Genomic DNA, 14,126 nt, shown 5'->3' with positions numbered 1-14,126 from the left:
CAAAGATATTATAAATCTCTCTTTTTAAGAAGATAATACGAAAGTCTAACAAATATTACAGTCCAGATTAACACAATTAGTATCTCATACCAGTGTACAGCATAGTCTCTTTGAAAGTTTTCTCCTAGTTGATTAGCTGCAGATTGTATAAAATTTAATCTAGTTATTGGTTCGTTAATAAGATTAGACATACTATCTAAAGGTAAAAAAGGTATAATTTTATCTATGATATCAGAATCAAATTTCCATTTAATTAAACCAGAAAATAATCTAAAAGCGCCTTCAATTAGCTGCCAAAAAATAAGAAAACCAAGAGCAAAAGCTGAACGTTTGATAAGTATTCCTAAAAACATACAAAAAGAAAAGAAACCAACTAATTTTATGAAATAAGCAAAAATAAATTCTAAATCCGAAAATATAATTGAAATCTCATTGTAATCAGAAAATATCAATCCTAGAATTAGAGATACTAAGAATAAAAAAATGGTAGATATTAATGAAAAAACAACAACGGTAAGAAACTTAGAAGCAAGAAATTCTTTTTTGCTTAAGCCATCTATTAGGTTTTGTTTTAATGTCCTATTAGAGTATTCATTCGCCATAATAGATACAATAACTATGGCTAAGAAAAGCTTTAACCAAGCAGCAATCCAAGCATTAAAATGCCATATATATGGAAAATTAAAGATCCCTTGATCCGCTAAACGAAAATTCACTCCTCCAAAACTAAATTCATAAGATGCTATAAGAGAAATAAGGAGTATTAATACAAAATAAGTTATAGTCAGTACTTTCGCAGACTTATTATATCGTAATTTCTGAAATTCTATATTGAGTAATCGTAACATGGCTTTAGTTTAAGTTGTTGGTTAATTGTAAGAACTGTTCTTCTAGACTTTCTTTACGCTTTACAAGATGTGTCAGAGTAATACCAGCGTCATATAGCTGTTTGTTAAGACTTTCGGCATCTAATTCACTATTTAAAAAAGCGATCAGTTTGCCGTCCTCTTCTTTAATATTACCAAAAGTACTTTGTTCAGATAACCACTTCTTTAAGATGCTATTTTGATTACTGTTTAATTCAAAGAAACCATGACTTGCATTCATTTCATCAACCGGTCCAGAATATAATTTCACTCCTTTTCTAATAATAACCACGTGACTACATACTTTTTCTACTTCATCTAAGAGGTGAGATGCTAAAAGAATTGTAGTGCCTTGAGATGCAATTACTTTAATAATTTCTCTGATTTGATGAATCCCTTGTGGATCTAATCCATTTGTAGGCTCATCCAGAATAAGGATCTCTGGATCATTTAGCAATGCAGAAGCAATTGCTAATCGTTGTTTCATACCTAAAGAAAAAGTTCTGAACTTACTGTCTTTTCTATCTAAAAGACCAACAAGTTCTAGTTTTTCATCAATTTTATCAGCCGCTACTTCTTTTATTTGACATACTAACTTTAAGTTTTGAGCAGCAGTCATATAGGGGTAAAAATTAGGACGCTCAATAATTGCTCCTACTTTTTTTAGTGCCTCATGGGTGGACGACGATCCGTCGAACCAGGTAAAATCTCCAGAAGTTCTATTGACAACATTAAGAACAATTCCTAAAGTAGTTGATTTACCGCTTCCGTTAGGTCCTAAAATACCATATACGTTTCCTTTTTTAATTGTAAAGGAAAGATCATTGACGGCTGTTATTGGTCCGAATCTTTTGGTAAGATTCTTTAAAGTTAGAATGGTTTCCAATTGTGATTATTTTTGGTGGTTATATTAAACTAGACGACCGGTATTAAGTTTTGTTACAATAAAGTTGTGGTTTGTTAGTAATTGAATATTGTATTTCGAAACCTTTTCTTTCGTAAATTGCTATCCGAAAGCAGCTGAATATGGAAGAAAAGTTAATGTCTAAAAAGAAACCTACCTATCCAATTAATGATAGTTTGGATAGGTATTTAAAAGAATGTAATCGTAAAATAAAGATTCCAGTATTTTACGATGATTTGTTGAGGTTTTCAGGCTCCATAGTTGTTTATGATAGTAATGATGAAGATACATTGTGGGTTCGTGTATATTATGAAGAGCATGAGCGGCCAGAGATTGAATCTAGTTTAAAAAAAGTATATACGATATTACATTCTGATGGAAATGAAGATGCTATAGAGTTTCTTAATATCGATGCAATTGACTATTGCACCTTTGGAAATTCAAAGCCTTTTAGAGTTCGAGTTCGGAATATACTGAATGATAACTATACGTATATTTATGTTAAGAAAGCAGATGCTTCTCGTATCTACGGATTGGAACTAGAGCATATGTTTTCGCCCAATAGAATTAACTTTTTAGTATATAAAAATACACTTATAGAAGAGCATATTGCAGGTATTCCTGGAGATGTATTTATTAAAGATTTTCTACCGGATTTAAGTGATCAGGCTAAATCCCAAATAGCAAAAGAGTTTGTGAAGTTTAATGAACGTTGCCAGATGCGTTTATTAGGAGATATGAGATCATATAATTATGTTATTATCCCTATCCATGATTTTGATCATGTAGAATATAAAATAAGGGCTATAGATTTTGATCAACAATGTTTCGAAGGGAAGTTAAAAGTATATCAACCACAATTTTTTAAGGAGAATTTTGATATGGTAGATATTGTGATGAATAAGCTTCAGCCTAGTTCTATAGAGCAGTATAAAAAAGAAGAACGTTCTATTCTTGCAAAGCGAATATTGAATTCTAGATCCCGTTATGAAACCCTTGTGAAATGTATGTGCGAAGACACTATTTCTACAGAAAAAAACTTAAAAGAATTAAGAGAGCATTTATATAATTTTACACTAGACTTAAAATTTAGGCGAAGTAAGTCGATGGGAGAAGTTTTAAAAACAGCGTTGGATTTCGTGAAGCGTAATTATGAAAATGTAAATATGAAACGATTGTTGGAAGGATAATTGGGAGTCGGAAGTCGGAGGACCGATGTCAGAAGTCAGAAGTCAGAAGTCAGAAGTCAGAAGTCAGAATTAAAATAGTAGACTACCTCTGACACCCGACTTCTGGCCTCGAACAATTATTTCATTTTTTTCTCAAGTTCAGCATTTTTTTGTTTTAAAGCTTTTACTTCTTTGATGAGGTTATCGGTCTTTTTATTCTGCTCAATCATATAGAGTGTTAACTCTTCTATTTTTTGAAGTAGTTTGGCGTTCATTTCTCCTAATTGGATACCATTTTCTCCTACTTCTGCTGCAGAAGGAATGTTTTCTAAATGCCCTTTTTCTGCGATATGATTTTCTACTTGCTGCAGAGTAGGTAGGTTGTAACTATCTTTGAATACATAATCTGGCCAATTTGAGTGCAAAGCTACCTTAACTTCTTCTGCCGCTATTTTTCCTTTGACACCTAATTTGTAACCTTTAGTGTCTGCGGTTCCAATACCGACATTTCCATTTTTCATTATAGACATTTTACTGCTTCCGTCAACTTGAAAACCAAATCGAGAAGTAGTCGATCCACCTGCAATATTTATGTAACTATTTCCATCTCCAGAGGTAAAAAGATTTACGTATCTGCCATCAGTATTTGATGTTTTAATTACTCCTACTACGTGTAGTTTTGCTGAAGGATTTGCGGTTCCGACACCTGTATTACCACTTACATATAAATTTGAATCTTGACCTCCAAATCCTACTCTTACGTGTTTACCAGTATTGTAGTTAAGATATAAATCACTAATTGCTCTACTTTGATAATCTTTACCATCGACATGTCTTGTTCTTAGACGGTAATTTTCTTCTCCACCTATATTAACGTGTCCTACAACTGTTAGTTTTGATAATGGGTTAGTTGTTCCAATACCTAGATTACCATTAGCTGACATTGTCATCATTTTTTGATCATAATTGGTCCACGCAAATAAAGGTCTGTTCTGAACCGCACTATTTAATCTCCTTGCATTAAAATTTATCAATGCATTGGATCCATTATCCATTGCATCAGAGGTAGATCCCATAATTGCAAGAGAATACCTGTTATCTGTCTGATGATATCCTTTGATTAATGGAATAAATTGATTTGCAGATCCGGTAGAATTTGCTATTTGTAAATAATCAGAAGGAGCATCCGATATTTTAAATCGCATTAAACTTTCTGTTTGCCCTGTATTAGATAATATATCTAGTTTAGCTCCGGGGTTAGTAGTTCCGACACCTAGATTACCAGAAGGATTAAGAGTCATTAAATGACCAGTTCCTTTATTGAAAAAATACATATTACCTATAGTTTTTTCAACACTTCCTATATACAGTTGATTTGCTCCATTTAGGCCAAAAGCTCTAGAAAAACCTGTTTCTCCAGTTTTTTGAACTCTAATATAATCCGAAGAGTTATTTAAATCTATATTTTGAGATTTTCCTTCAACAAAAAAAAGTGCGATTGCTATTATTAATAATGTCTTTTTCATGATTTCTTTCATTGTTTGTAATTTTAAAATGTAATAGTTCTAAAAACTTTGGATGATTATTTTTTTAGTTCTTCAATTGCATTTTTTAGTTCTTTCATCTGTTTTTGTTGTTGTTGATTAACTTTATCCTGCTCAATCATATAAAGTGTTAACTCTTCTATTTTTTGAAGAAGTTTTTTGTTCATTTCCCCTAATTCGATACCATTTTCTGATACTTCTGCTGCAGAAGGAATGTTTTCTAAATGTCCTTTTTCTGTGATATGATTTTCTACTTGCTGCAGAGTAGGAAGGTTGTAATCATCTTCGAATACGTAATCTGGCCATCCCACTAAATCTACTTTTACTTCTTGAGTATGGATATTGCCATTTACAGCTAGTTTGGCATCCGGTGTGTTTGTCCCGATACCGACATTGCCTCCATTAAAAAAAGAAGTTCCATAAGAGTGAATTTGTACTTTTTTTGTTTTATCTGTTTCAGAATTTGCGGTATACATTTCAAATTTAGAATATAAAAAACCATTTGATGAACCACCAGGTTTAAGCATAAAAACATTATGATTATAACTTCCAGGTATTGTTCCCATTGTCATATTATGCCTAGCCCAATATATTCCATCGTCATTTAGCCCAGAGTTCAAAAACATTTTACCTTTTACTTCAAGTTTTTCTTGGGGAGTAGTTGTTCCAATACCGATGTTACCATTTGTTCCAATTAAGAATTCTTCTTTTCCAAAACCATCATAACCTCCTACCCAATAATGAAGACCATTATTATCAACTCCAAAATCAACTGTACCAGTATTAGATCCTGTTCTGTTTAATTGAATTTGTATTGCACTATCCTTAGCATCTACTTGTAGTTTTTGAGTTGGATTTGTAGTTCCAATACCTATCTTGCCTCCAAACGGATTAAGAAGTAAATCAAATTTTGCAGCAGTTGTAGTTTGTTGTGTTTGAATTACAGCTTTTAGATTAGTGTTATCTACTCCAAACCTAAGACTTGCATCATTACCATTATTATCAGCTCTTAAAACTAAAGCACTATTTGGTAAACTTATATCATTTGATAAATCTGCATTTTTTAAAACTTCTAGTTTACCAGAAGGACTTGTAGCTCCAATACCTACATTACCATTCTCGTCAAAGACTATTTTGTCACTTATGCCATTTGGTTGAAATCTTATTTTGCCTGAAGCAGATCTCATAATTAAACCGTTTGATAATTGGCTGTCAGTTCCTAAAACACCAGCATTGGCCCAAGTATTTACTTGGTTGTAATTAGAGGAAGTAGATAATAGATAAACTGATTTCCCTGGTGTTCCTTCTCCTATTATGATTCCACGTCTTGCGGAATTACCACTATTATTGTTATTAATTTCTAGAAGAGTAGAACCATTTTGATTCTTTTCAATGTTCAAAATGTTTGCTGGATTTGTAGTTCCAATACCTATATTACCTCCAGGAAGAATCGTTAACCTTTCTTTTGTACTGGTTGCATCTTCAAAAATACCAAAGCGATCTGCCGTTATAGTCCCTGTTGCCCAAACTCCATTAGAAGAATTGCTTTGGAATAAACTTACAGAACTAGGTGATTGTAGGTTTATTTTTTCATTGTTAGAGGTCTCTGTTTGTGATATACTGTGTAATGATATCAACAAGAAGGAAAGTGTTAAAAAAACAATTTTTTTCATGATTTCTTTAAATTATTTGTATTGCTATAACTTCCGTAAACTTTATAATGCTTTTATATACGTGTCTTGAGAGAACTAAATGTTACCTTAGAAAATGAAGTTTTTTTTGAAATAAATGGGCGAATTCAAGAGAAATCTATGGTTTTACGATAAGATAAAGCTGAGATCTTAATGTCGGAAGTCAGATGATAGGAGTCGAGTTGTCGGAAGATTAATAGACTACTTTACAACCTCTGACTTCAAGCTTCTCAAGCTTCGGACATTTTTAATCTTTCTGTTCTTTATTAAAATATACCAGGTAATAGTACATCTGTTTTTCTTCATCCCAACCTTTTTCTACAAATTTTTCTGCAGATTCTGGATTGATAAAATCCATTTTAATTTGGATGTTAGTATCTAAATTAATAGTGTTTTTAATCTTTTTTCTTGCTGCAGAAACTGCAGTATTGGCAATTGGGAACTCAGTAAGATCTTCGATATGATATTTTGGAGCTTTTTCTGTTTTGTAGTGTTTAAATTCTGGGATAAGATCTGGATTATCTATAACTTCATTAAGGAAAGCGGATTCTTCGAAGGTGTCATTTTTAGCAAAGTGATTTACAGCTCGGTTCATAAACATCACTTCTTCTTTTTTGTCTTCTGCTGGTAATACTACGTCCTTTGCAAAATCCTGACAGAACTTCATGTATTTTTTTGTGTAGAAGTTTTCATCGGCAAATGCTTCTACTCCAAGAAAATGCTCTAACCAATATTTAGTATCATAACGGTTAGAGTCTACAGAAAGAATTTTATATCCTTCTTCTTTTTTATGATTGAAAATAAGGCAACCTTTATCAAGTTTATTAAGGTTAACTCCTTGTTGGTGTAACAATGCTATGTTAGTTCCTTTTTCTTCAAATTGAAGGAAATCATATTTTAATTCTGATTTAAAAATTCCAACAGCAGAAGTTTTTTCATTATCTATGGTAAGATTATCTAGATAAACAACATATACTTCACCACTTTTGATATGTGGGTGTTGCGATTGCTCGTATAATAAAGAAGCAATTCTTTTGGATTTTTCGTGTGCTGATGCTGGATTGTTAAAAATTTCGGTCACTATCTTATATAGCGGATTAAACTCCACATCAACTTCATTAACAAACTGAAAATAATTCTCTTCTTTTTCTCTAAAAGGCTTAAAGAAATACTCCTTTAATAGCGCAGTTAATTCATCATTAAGTGCATACGGAGCATCAGAAAGAAATATGTTCTCGTTTCTACTTTTGTTTCCTATTTTATGAATCGAAAGAGATTCAATCTGGGTGCTATATAAGTTGATCATATTCTTTTAGTTTTAATTCCAATGTTCGTCAAATCCTAATTCATCATAATCATCAAGGTCTAAGAAACCTTCATCATCACTATTTTGGTCTAAATCATCAGCTTTAAATTCTTTATCGGGAGCATTGTCAGGAATTTGTCCGTGAACGAACATAACATTCGGGTACTCTCGTCCATTTTCATATTCTGCAATTTCGGCAAGCTCTACTAAAAACGTCCACATGCTTAAAAAATCATATATGTAGATCAATCTTGGAGAAGCTTCATGAACTACATCATTAAGTGTTGTTTCATTCATTAATCTTACTGGCTGATTGCCATCACTCATGTCAAAAAGAGATATCTCTTCTCCTTGATTCCATTGCTCATCACTGGTGTAAAAAGATGCCATTTCCATACCATCAAAACCAAAAGATTGGTTGATGACATTATGGAACTGCTCTAAAGTAGCATCTTGTTCGATTTCGATATCTCTAAATACATCTTCTTCTGTATCCAGGATAATTCTGAAACGGTAAATCATTCTTGATTAATTTGGATTGGCAAAGATACAAACTTGTTCGTGACTATTTTAAAATTTTAAGCTTCAATAACTTTATTTTTAAACACCTCTAATATGATATAAAACTGTACACCAAATAATAAGGATGATATAACCAAGTGCAAGGGTTGTGATAGAAAAGGGAAATCAAAATAATACATTAATATTCCTGTTAATGCTTCTAAACCGATTAATCCTATAACCCAATTTAATTTAGATATTCCTAATTGCATTTTTTTGTTATACCAAAGAAGCCAAGTATTTATTAAAACAATCAATATGGAAAATGATCTGTGTATATAGAAGGTGAAAGTAGGAGGGCTTAACCATTCGGATTTTGTATGCTCTCCAACAATTTTAATTTGTTCATCAACATATTGTCTTACCTGAGTTCCTAACGCCACTTGTATTAGTGTAAGTATAGTAGAAAAAAGTAATATGTTTTTAAATGTAGTTCCGAACTTAATGGATGTGATTTTTTCTCTTGTTAAGAATAATACATATAACAATATTGCTAGAATAATGAAAGCAACCAACATATGGACAGTAATTCTAAGTGGTAGTAAATTAGAATCGACTACAATTTTCCCTAACCAAGCCTGAAAGGCCATTGCAATAATTGTAATACACGCATATATGGGTATTTTACGATTTTCTTTCCAAAATCGTAACGATAGGATAAACATCAATAAAATTGGAATTCCAGAAAGTACTGTAACAAGTCTGTTGATATATTCAATCCAAGTATGCCATACATTAAACTTAGCATAATCATGTTTGGTGTAGGGTTCCCAATTATCAGGATTGTATGTGGAAGCAGATGAGAAGTCTCTAGTTGCGATTCTTAATTCTTTATCCAATATGACTATAAACCCTTTTTCATATTCATAATTAGCTTTCCATTGGATCTGAGCTTCATCTGTAGGGGGAATATAATACCCAAAGCATTTAGGCCAATCTGGACATCCCATTCCGGATCCTGTCATTCTAACAACTGCTCCAGCAATTATGATTAAATATATAAGTACAACCGATGTAATGACAAGTGGCCTGAAATATTTTTTCATATGTTTATACTAAAGATTATGAGTGTCTTAGTTATTTTTTTAACCCTAGTTCTTCTCCTTTATTAATCATAAATTGATAAGCAGCTTCATGTTCATTTGGTATTTCTCCCTCCAAAATAGCTTCTTTAATGGCTTCCTTTATAATTCCAATTTCGCGAGAAGGTTTAATGTTAAACGTTTTCATAATTTCTTCTCCGCTTACTGGGGGCTGAAAATTACGAACATGATCTCGCTCTTCTACCTCGACCATTTTCTGACGTACAATTTTAAAATTGTTGTGGTATTTTTTAAAGCGTTTAGGGTTTTTGGTAGTAATATCAGCTTCGCAAAGCGTCATTAATTCGTCTATATAATCACCAGCATCGAATACCAATCTTCTTACTGCAGAATCTGTTACATCTGAGGCAATAACAATCGGGCGAGAACTCATTAATACCATTTTCTGAACAAACTTCATTTTGTCATTCAAAGGCATCTTTAGGCGCTTAAATAGTTTAAATACCATTTTAGAACCTACAAATTCGTGACCATGAAATGTCCATCCTACTTTTTTATTAAATCTTTTTGTAGGAGCTTTTCCTATATCATGTAATAACGCTGCCCAACGAAGCCAAAGATCATCTGTGTTTTCGGATATATTATCTACAACTTCTAAGGTGTGATAGAAGTTATCCTTATGTTTTTGTCCTTCTACTTCATCAATGCCTTTTAGAGCCATTAATTCAGGCAAAATGTATGGTAGTAATCCTGTCTGTTCTAGTAAAAGAAAACCTACTGAAGGTTTTTCGCTAAGTAATATTTTATTAAGCTCATCAACAATGCGTTCTTTGGTGATGATTTTAATTCGGTCTTTATTTTTCGTTATCGCTTCTAATGATGTTGGTTCAATCTTGAAATTGAGTTGCGTAGCAAAACGAATTGCTCTCATCATTCTAAGAGGATCATCAGAGTAGGTTATATCTGGATCTAATGGTGTACGAATAATTTTAGACTTTAGATCTTCTAGTCCATTAAAAGGATCTAAAATATCTCCAAATGTATCTTCAGAAAGGCTTAGTGCTAAGGCATTAATAGTGAAATCTCTTCGGTTTTGGTCATCTTGTAATGTCCCATTTTCGACAATTGGGTTTCTACTATTTTCTCGATAAGATTCTTTTCTGGCACCTACAAACTCGACCTCTATGTCATTAGCTTTTAACATAGCCGTTCCGTAGGTCTTAAAGATTTGAATTTTTGGATTTCCCGGAAGTAATTTAGAAACTTCTTTTGCCAATTCAATTCCGCTACCTACAGCTACAATATCGATATCTTTTGCGGTTCCTCTTTGCAAAATATGATCTCTAACAAAACCACCGATAACGTAGCTTTCTAATTGAAGATTAGCTGCTGCTTTGGTAATAGTATTAAAAACAGAATGTTGTAATGCTTTTTTATAATTTTTCTCTTCCGACATGAATCAATTTACTTCCTGATAATTTTCACTGTGCTATCACCACCTATTTTTATAATTGAAGAAGGTTTAGCATCTTTATTTTTCAACGGCAAATTTACAACATAGTCAACGCCTTCCAAAATCTCTTTACTTATTTCTTTTAGGTTGCGAGGAGTGGATTTTCCACTAATATTAGCAGAAGTAGAAACGATTGGTCTTTTGAATTTTCGGATTAACTTTCCGCAAAAAGGATCACGAGCGACTCTAATTCCGAGTGTATTATCTGCTGCAATTAAATTTTCTGCCACTCTTAGTGGTCTGTCATAAATTATTGTTGTCGCTTTAGATGCATATTTTAATATGTCATAAGCAACCTCAGGAACCTCTTCTACATATTGTTGAAGCATCTTGAAATCACTAACTAGACATAACATGGACTTACTATCTGCTCTTTGTTTTAAAGCGTATATCTTGTCAACCGCCTCAGCATTGGTTGCATCACATCCAATTCCCCATACAGTATCTGTTGGATATAGAATAAGTCCTCCTTTTTTAAGAGTATCTATTGTTTTTTGTATTTCTTCTCTTTGATCTTCCATTCTTGTTGAATTTTAGAATTATATTTTCTATGTCAATGCACTGTAAAATTATCGTTTATAGATATTCTGGTCTTACTGTGTTGATAATTATAGTTAGATGATACTTATTAATCTAGTATTATATTTTTATAAACTTCTAAAGTTTGCTGTGCCATATTAGCGGTTGTGAATTTTGTAATAAGTTTTTCATATCCTTTATCAACAAAACTCTTTTGTTTTAAAGGGTTTTCTGAAAGTTCTATGATATGTTTAGAAAGGCTTTTAGGAGTATGCATAGGACTTAATAAGCCATTAATATCTTGGTCAACAATTTCTGGAATACCACCTACATCAGTACTTATTACTGGAGTTTTATGATAAAAAGATTCGTAGATTACTTGTGGGACACCTTCGCTTTGAGAAGTGACAAGGCTTACATCAAATTGTGGTAAAAAATTGGATGCATTGGGAGTGTATCCTAAAAACTCTATATGGTTTTCTAAATTTAATGCTTTGATTCGTTCTTTTAAAGCCTCAGTTCTGTCAGTAAACGTACCTATTTGTATAAAGAAGAATTCTTTTCTTTTTTGTTTGTTAATAATAATATCTACAATATCAACTAAGGTGTCTAAGTGTTTAGCTCTGATGTGATTAGCTATGTTTCCTATGATAATTTTGTCACTTGCTAGATTGTATTTCTCTCTAAGTAAGAAAGGTGTTTCTGTACTTTTGGTTTTTAGATTTGTTCCATGGTAAATAGTAATTAGTTTTTCCTGATTTTCGATTCCTGCAGAAGCAATTTTCTGAGTTTCTTTGGATACACAAAGTACTTTTTTAATTTTAGGGTAGTTGTACTTGTACAACGTCTTTTTACGTTGTTTAATAGGAAAAGAAGTTTTTTTACTAAAAACAAAAGGAGGTAGTTTGTAAAATTTATCTGCTAAAATCGCTAGTAATATGGCACTAGGATCATGAATATGGATGATGTCTACTTTCTGTTTTTTACATACTCGACCTAGTTTTATGAAAAATCTAGGATCAAATTTTGGCCATAGAGTGGCAGGAATAAAATTTAAGTTGGTTTTTTTTAATCTTTTATGAAATGCACCATTTTTTACACAAAAAATTGTATTCCTTACTTCAGGATTTGATAAAGCTAGCTCAGAGCATAAGTTTTCTATATGGTTTTCGCCACCACCCCAGTTTTTAACAGCAGATAAATGTAAAATATGCATACTACTTTCGTGCAATTGTTTGTTTTAATTTTAATGACTCCGATAAAGAAGCGCCTTTTAGAAAAAGTATAAAAAGAGAAAAGTTTTTGGGTTTAAAAATAGATTTAAAAAAGAACTTAAAGGTTAACCAAGATCTTAATACCTGATAAGCTAGGTATCCTGAGTTTTTTCTAAGAACATATAATAGTGAAATTTTTAATTCCTTTTTAATGGCTATACTTTTCTGGGTACTTTGTCCCTTAAAATGAGTGTAACGACCTTGCGGAACAAGATAACAATGACCATTTGATATGTTCTTCGAAATTCTATAGCAAAGATCCGTTTCTTCGTAATACAAAAATATATTAGTATCAAAACCTCCAACTTTTTCAAAAGCATCTGCCGAAACAACTAAAAATGATCCAGGTACACTTTGTACTTTAACTGAAGCGTCATAGATTTTCTTTCTCTTAGGATATTTTGTTGGATTAGTTTTTTCTAATACTTTTCTTCCGAATAGTTCTCTGCGTAAAGAAAGAAAATGATCAAATGATTTTTGTACTTCTCCTTTTTCATTATACTGTTGAGGAGCACATATTGATGCATCTTCCGTTTTTTCTAGAAAATTAAAAACAATATTTAGGCAATCATTTTGTAGGATGGTATCGTTATTAACGAAAGCGTAATATTTTCCATTAGAAAATTGTATTCCGTGCATATTTCCTCCTCCAAAACCAGTATTATACTTACTTCGGATTAGTTTTAGATTTGTGACTTGTAATTCTTTAATCTTTTTATCCAGTAGTAGATAATCATCTAATTCTGAGGCGTTATCAACTACAATAAATTCATAAGATATGTCGTTTGATGTCTTCTCTATAATTGACTTAATACAATCTATAGTAAAAGAAGAAGAATTGTAATTGATTAGTATAATCGAAATATCTTTCATAATAATTTATGCGCTTAAGGATCAAAAGTAAAGGTTGCATTTCGATAAAACAAGCAATTGGAATTTGTTTAGTTTTTGTTTTAATAATGTTCTTAACGAATAATATATTACCTGATTGCGAGAATACCAATGTCAACAATATTTAAATAGGTTTTTTTGATGGAAATTATATCGTTTAATTTTAAATATATTTGCAGAATAACTTAACAAATGGATTACGAAAATAAACCTAGTGGTTACTACGACAATATTAGAGACGAAATGATTCAGTATTTGCCGGAAAACCCAAAAACTATTATTGATGTTGGCTGTGGAAATGGAGCTTTTGCTGAAGTCTTAAAAAATACAACAGGCGCAGAGGTTTGGGGTATAGAATATATGGACAAAGAAGCTCAGGTAGCCAAGAGCAAATTACATAAAGTTTATTCTGGAAAATGTGAAGATTATATAGATGAATTGCCAGATAAGTATTTTGATGCAATTTATTTTAATGATGTATTAGAGCATTTGGTAGATCCTTATGAGGTTTTAGATAAGATAAAGCATAAACTAACGGCAAATGGTGTGTTGATTAGTTCTATTCCTAATGTTAGATATCACAATACCTTTATGAAAGTTCTTGTTCAGAAAGATTGGAAGTACGAGGATTTTGGTGTGATGGATAGAACGCATTTACGCTTTTTTACAAAAAAGAGCATTCAGAGAATGTATGAAGATCTGGGTTATGAGGTTTTAGTGCATACAGGCATCAACCGAAGTAGATCTATAAAACCGTACTTGTATAACATTCCGGTGTTATTTACTCAGCTCGATATTAGGTATCCTCAATACGCAACTGTAGCAAAATTCGAAAACACCTAATG

Annotated in this window: 13 protein-coding genes; 2 read left to right on the top strand and 11 right to left on the bottom strand. The window is 32.0% G+C overall.

Annotated features, from left to right (window positions below; translation table 11 throughout):
• Positions 1–8: 8 nt before the first annotated feature.
• Together H526_RS0106495 and H526_RS0106490 are read right to left on the bottom strand one after the other, a co-directional pair.
• Complete coding sequence (locus tag H526_RS0106495; protein WP_027392249.1) at positions 9–848, bottom strand: ABC transporter permease; 840 nt, start codon at positions 846–848, stop codon at positions 9–11.
• A gap of 4 nt (positions 849–852) precedes the next feature.
• On the bottom strand, positions 853–1,752 hold the full coding sequence (locus tag H526_RS0106490; protein ID WP_027392248.1) for an ABC transporter ATP-binding protein: 900 nt from the start codon (positions 1,750–1,752) through the stop codon (positions 853–855).
• A 140-nt stretch (positions 1,753–1,892) separates the two neighbouring features.
• On the opposite strand from H526_RS0106490, the gene H526_RS0106485 reads away from it, so the two are divergent.
• Positions 1,893–2,960, top strand: a complete 1,068-nt coding sequence (locus H526_RS0106485) for a hypothetical protein (RefSeq protein WP_027392247.1) — start codon at positions 1,893–1,895, stop codon at positions 2,958–2,960.
• A gap of 116 nt (positions 2,961–3,076) precedes the next feature.
• On the opposite strand, the gene H526_RS30680 is transcribed toward H526_RS0106485, so the two are convergent.
• The 9 genes from H526_RS30680 to H526_RS0106440 all read right to left on the bottom strand — a co-directional run bounded on the left by H526_RS30680 (position 3,077) and on the right by H526_RS0106440 (position 13,263).
• Positions 3,077–4,477 (bottom strand): hypothetical protein, encoded by a 1,401-nt coding sequence (locus H526_RS30680; RefSeq protein WP_051336016.1) that lies wholly within the window; start codon positions 4,475–4,477, stop codon positions 3,077–3,079.
• A gap of 44 nt (positions 4,478–4,521) precedes the next feature.
• Positions 4,522–6,156 (bottom strand): hypothetical protein, encoded by a 1,635-nt coding sequence (locus H526_RS30675; protein WP_051336015.1) that lies wholly within the window; start codon positions 6,154–6,156, stop codon positions 4,522–4,524.
• Between the two features lie 265 nt (positions 6,157–6,421).
• Positions 6,422–7,480 (bottom strand): nucleoid-associated protein, encoded by a 1,059-nt coding sequence (locus H526_RS0106470; protein ID WP_027392245.1) that lies wholly within the window; start codon positions 7,478–7,480, stop codon positions 6,422–6,424.
• Between the two features lie 12 nt (positions 7,481–7,492).
• Entirely contained in the window at positions 7,493–8,002 is a 510-nt protein-coding gene (locus tag H526_RS0106465) for an IS1096 element passenger TnpR family protein (RefSeq protein ID WP_027392244.1), read from the bottom strand.
• A gap of 56 nt (positions 8,003–8,058) precedes the next feature.
• A complete protein-coding gene (locus H526_RS0106460) occupies positions 8,059–9,087 on the bottom strand; it encodes a COX15/CtaA family protein (RefSeq protein WP_027392243.1) in 1,029 nt (342 codons plus the stop codon).
• Positions 9,088–9,118: 31 nt separating this feature from the next.
• Positions 9,119–10,540, bottom strand: a complete 1,422-nt coding sequence (locus H526_RS0106455; RefSeq protein ID WP_027392242.1) for a CCA tRNA nucleotidyltransferase — start codon at positions 10,538–10,540, stop codon at positions 9,119–9,121.
• 8 nt (positions 10,541–10,548) lie between these two features.
• The gene (locus H526_RS0106450) at positions 10,549–11,118 is read right to left on the bottom strand and encodes an L-threonylcarbamoyladenylate synthase (protein WP_027392241.1); all 570 of its coding nucleotides are present in this window, start codon (positions 11,116–11,118) and stop codon (positions 10,549–10,551) included.
• Between the two features lie 107 nt (positions 11,119–11,225).
• On the bottom strand, positions 11,226–12,332 hold the full coding sequence (locus H526_RS0106445) for a glycosyltransferase family 4 protein (RefSeq protein WP_027392240.1): 1,107 nt from the start codon (positions 12,330–12,332) through the stop codon (positions 11,226–11,228).
• Between the two features lies 1 nt (position 12,333).
• A complete protein-coding gene (locus H526_RS0106440; protein WP_027392239.1) occupies positions 12,334–13,263 on the bottom strand; it encodes a glycosyltransferase family 2 protein in 930 nt (309 codons plus the stop codon).
• Positions 13,264–13,473: 210 nt separating this feature from the next.
• Here H526_RS0106440 and H526_RS0106435 point away from each other — a divergent pair, with 210 nt between their 5' ends.
• On the top strand, positions 13,474–14,124 hold the full coding sequence (locus H526_RS0106435; protein WP_027392238.1) for a class I SAM-dependent methyltransferase: 651 nt from the start codon (positions 13,474–13,476) through the stop codon (positions 14,122–14,124).
• Positions 14,125–14,126 lie beyond the last annotated feature (2 nt).

The sequence above is a fragment of the Aquimarina latercula DSM 2041 genome (assembly GCF_000430645.1).
GTDB lineage: Bacteria > Bacteroidota > Bacteroidia > Flavobacteriales > Flavobacteriaceae > Aquimarina > Aquimarina latercula.
Note: the sequence above shows the minus strand (reverse complement) of the source record. Positions and strands in the feature narration are given on the sequence as shown.

What these genes read in the sequence shown, in the direction of transcription:
- H526_RS0106495 (WP_027392249.1), bottom strand. Translation starts at nt 848, where the DNA reads ATGTTACGATTACTCAATATAGAATTTCAGAAATTACGATATAATAAG.
- H526_RS0106485 (WP_027392247.1), top strand. Translation starts at nt 1,893, where the DNA reads ATGGAAGAAAAGTTAATGTCTAAAAAGAAACCTACCTATCCAATTAAT.
- H526_RS30680 (WP_051336016.1), bottom strand. Translation starts at nt 4,477, where the DNA reads ATGAAAGAAATCATGAAAAAGACATTATTAATAATAGCAATCGCACTT.
- H526_RS30675 (WP_051336015.1), bottom strand. Translation starts at nt 6,156, where the DNA reads ATGAAAAAAATTGTTTTTTTAACACTTTCCTTCTTGTTGATATCATTA.
- H526_RS0106470 (WP_027392245.1), bottom strand. Translation starts at nt 7,480, where the DNA reads ATGATCAACTTATATAGCACCCAGATTGAATCTCTTTCGATTCATAAA.
- H526_RS0106465 (WP_027392244.1), bottom strand. Translation starts at nt 8,002, where the DNA reads ATGATTTACCGTTTCAGAATTATCCTGGATACAGAAGAAGATGTATTT.
- H526_RS0106460 (WP_027392243.1), bottom strand. Translation starts at nt 9,087, where the DNA reads ATGAAAAAATATTTCAGGCCACTTGTCATTACATCGGTTGTACTTATA.
- H526_RS0106455 (WP_027392242.1), bottom strand. Translation starts at nt 10,540, where the DNA reads ATGTCGGAAGAGAAAAATTATAAAAAAGCATTACAACATTCTGTTTTT.
- H526_RS0106450 (WP_027392241.1), bottom strand. Translation starts at nt 11,118, where the DNA reads ATGGAAGATCAAAGAGAAGAAATACAAAAAACAATAGATACTCTTAAA.
- H526_RS0106445 (WP_027392240.1), bottom strand. Translation starts at nt 12,332, where the DNA reads ATGCATATTTTACATTTATCTGCTGTTAAAAACTGGGGTGGTGGCGAA.
- H526_RS0106440 (WP_027392239.1), bottom strand. Translation starts at nt 13,263, where the DNA reads ATGAAAGATATTTCGATTATACTAATCAATTACAATTCTTCTTCTTTT.
- H526_RS0106435 (WP_027392238.1), top strand. Translation starts at nt 13,474, where the DNA reads ATGGATTACGAAAATAAACCTAGTGGTTACTACGACAATATTAGAGAC.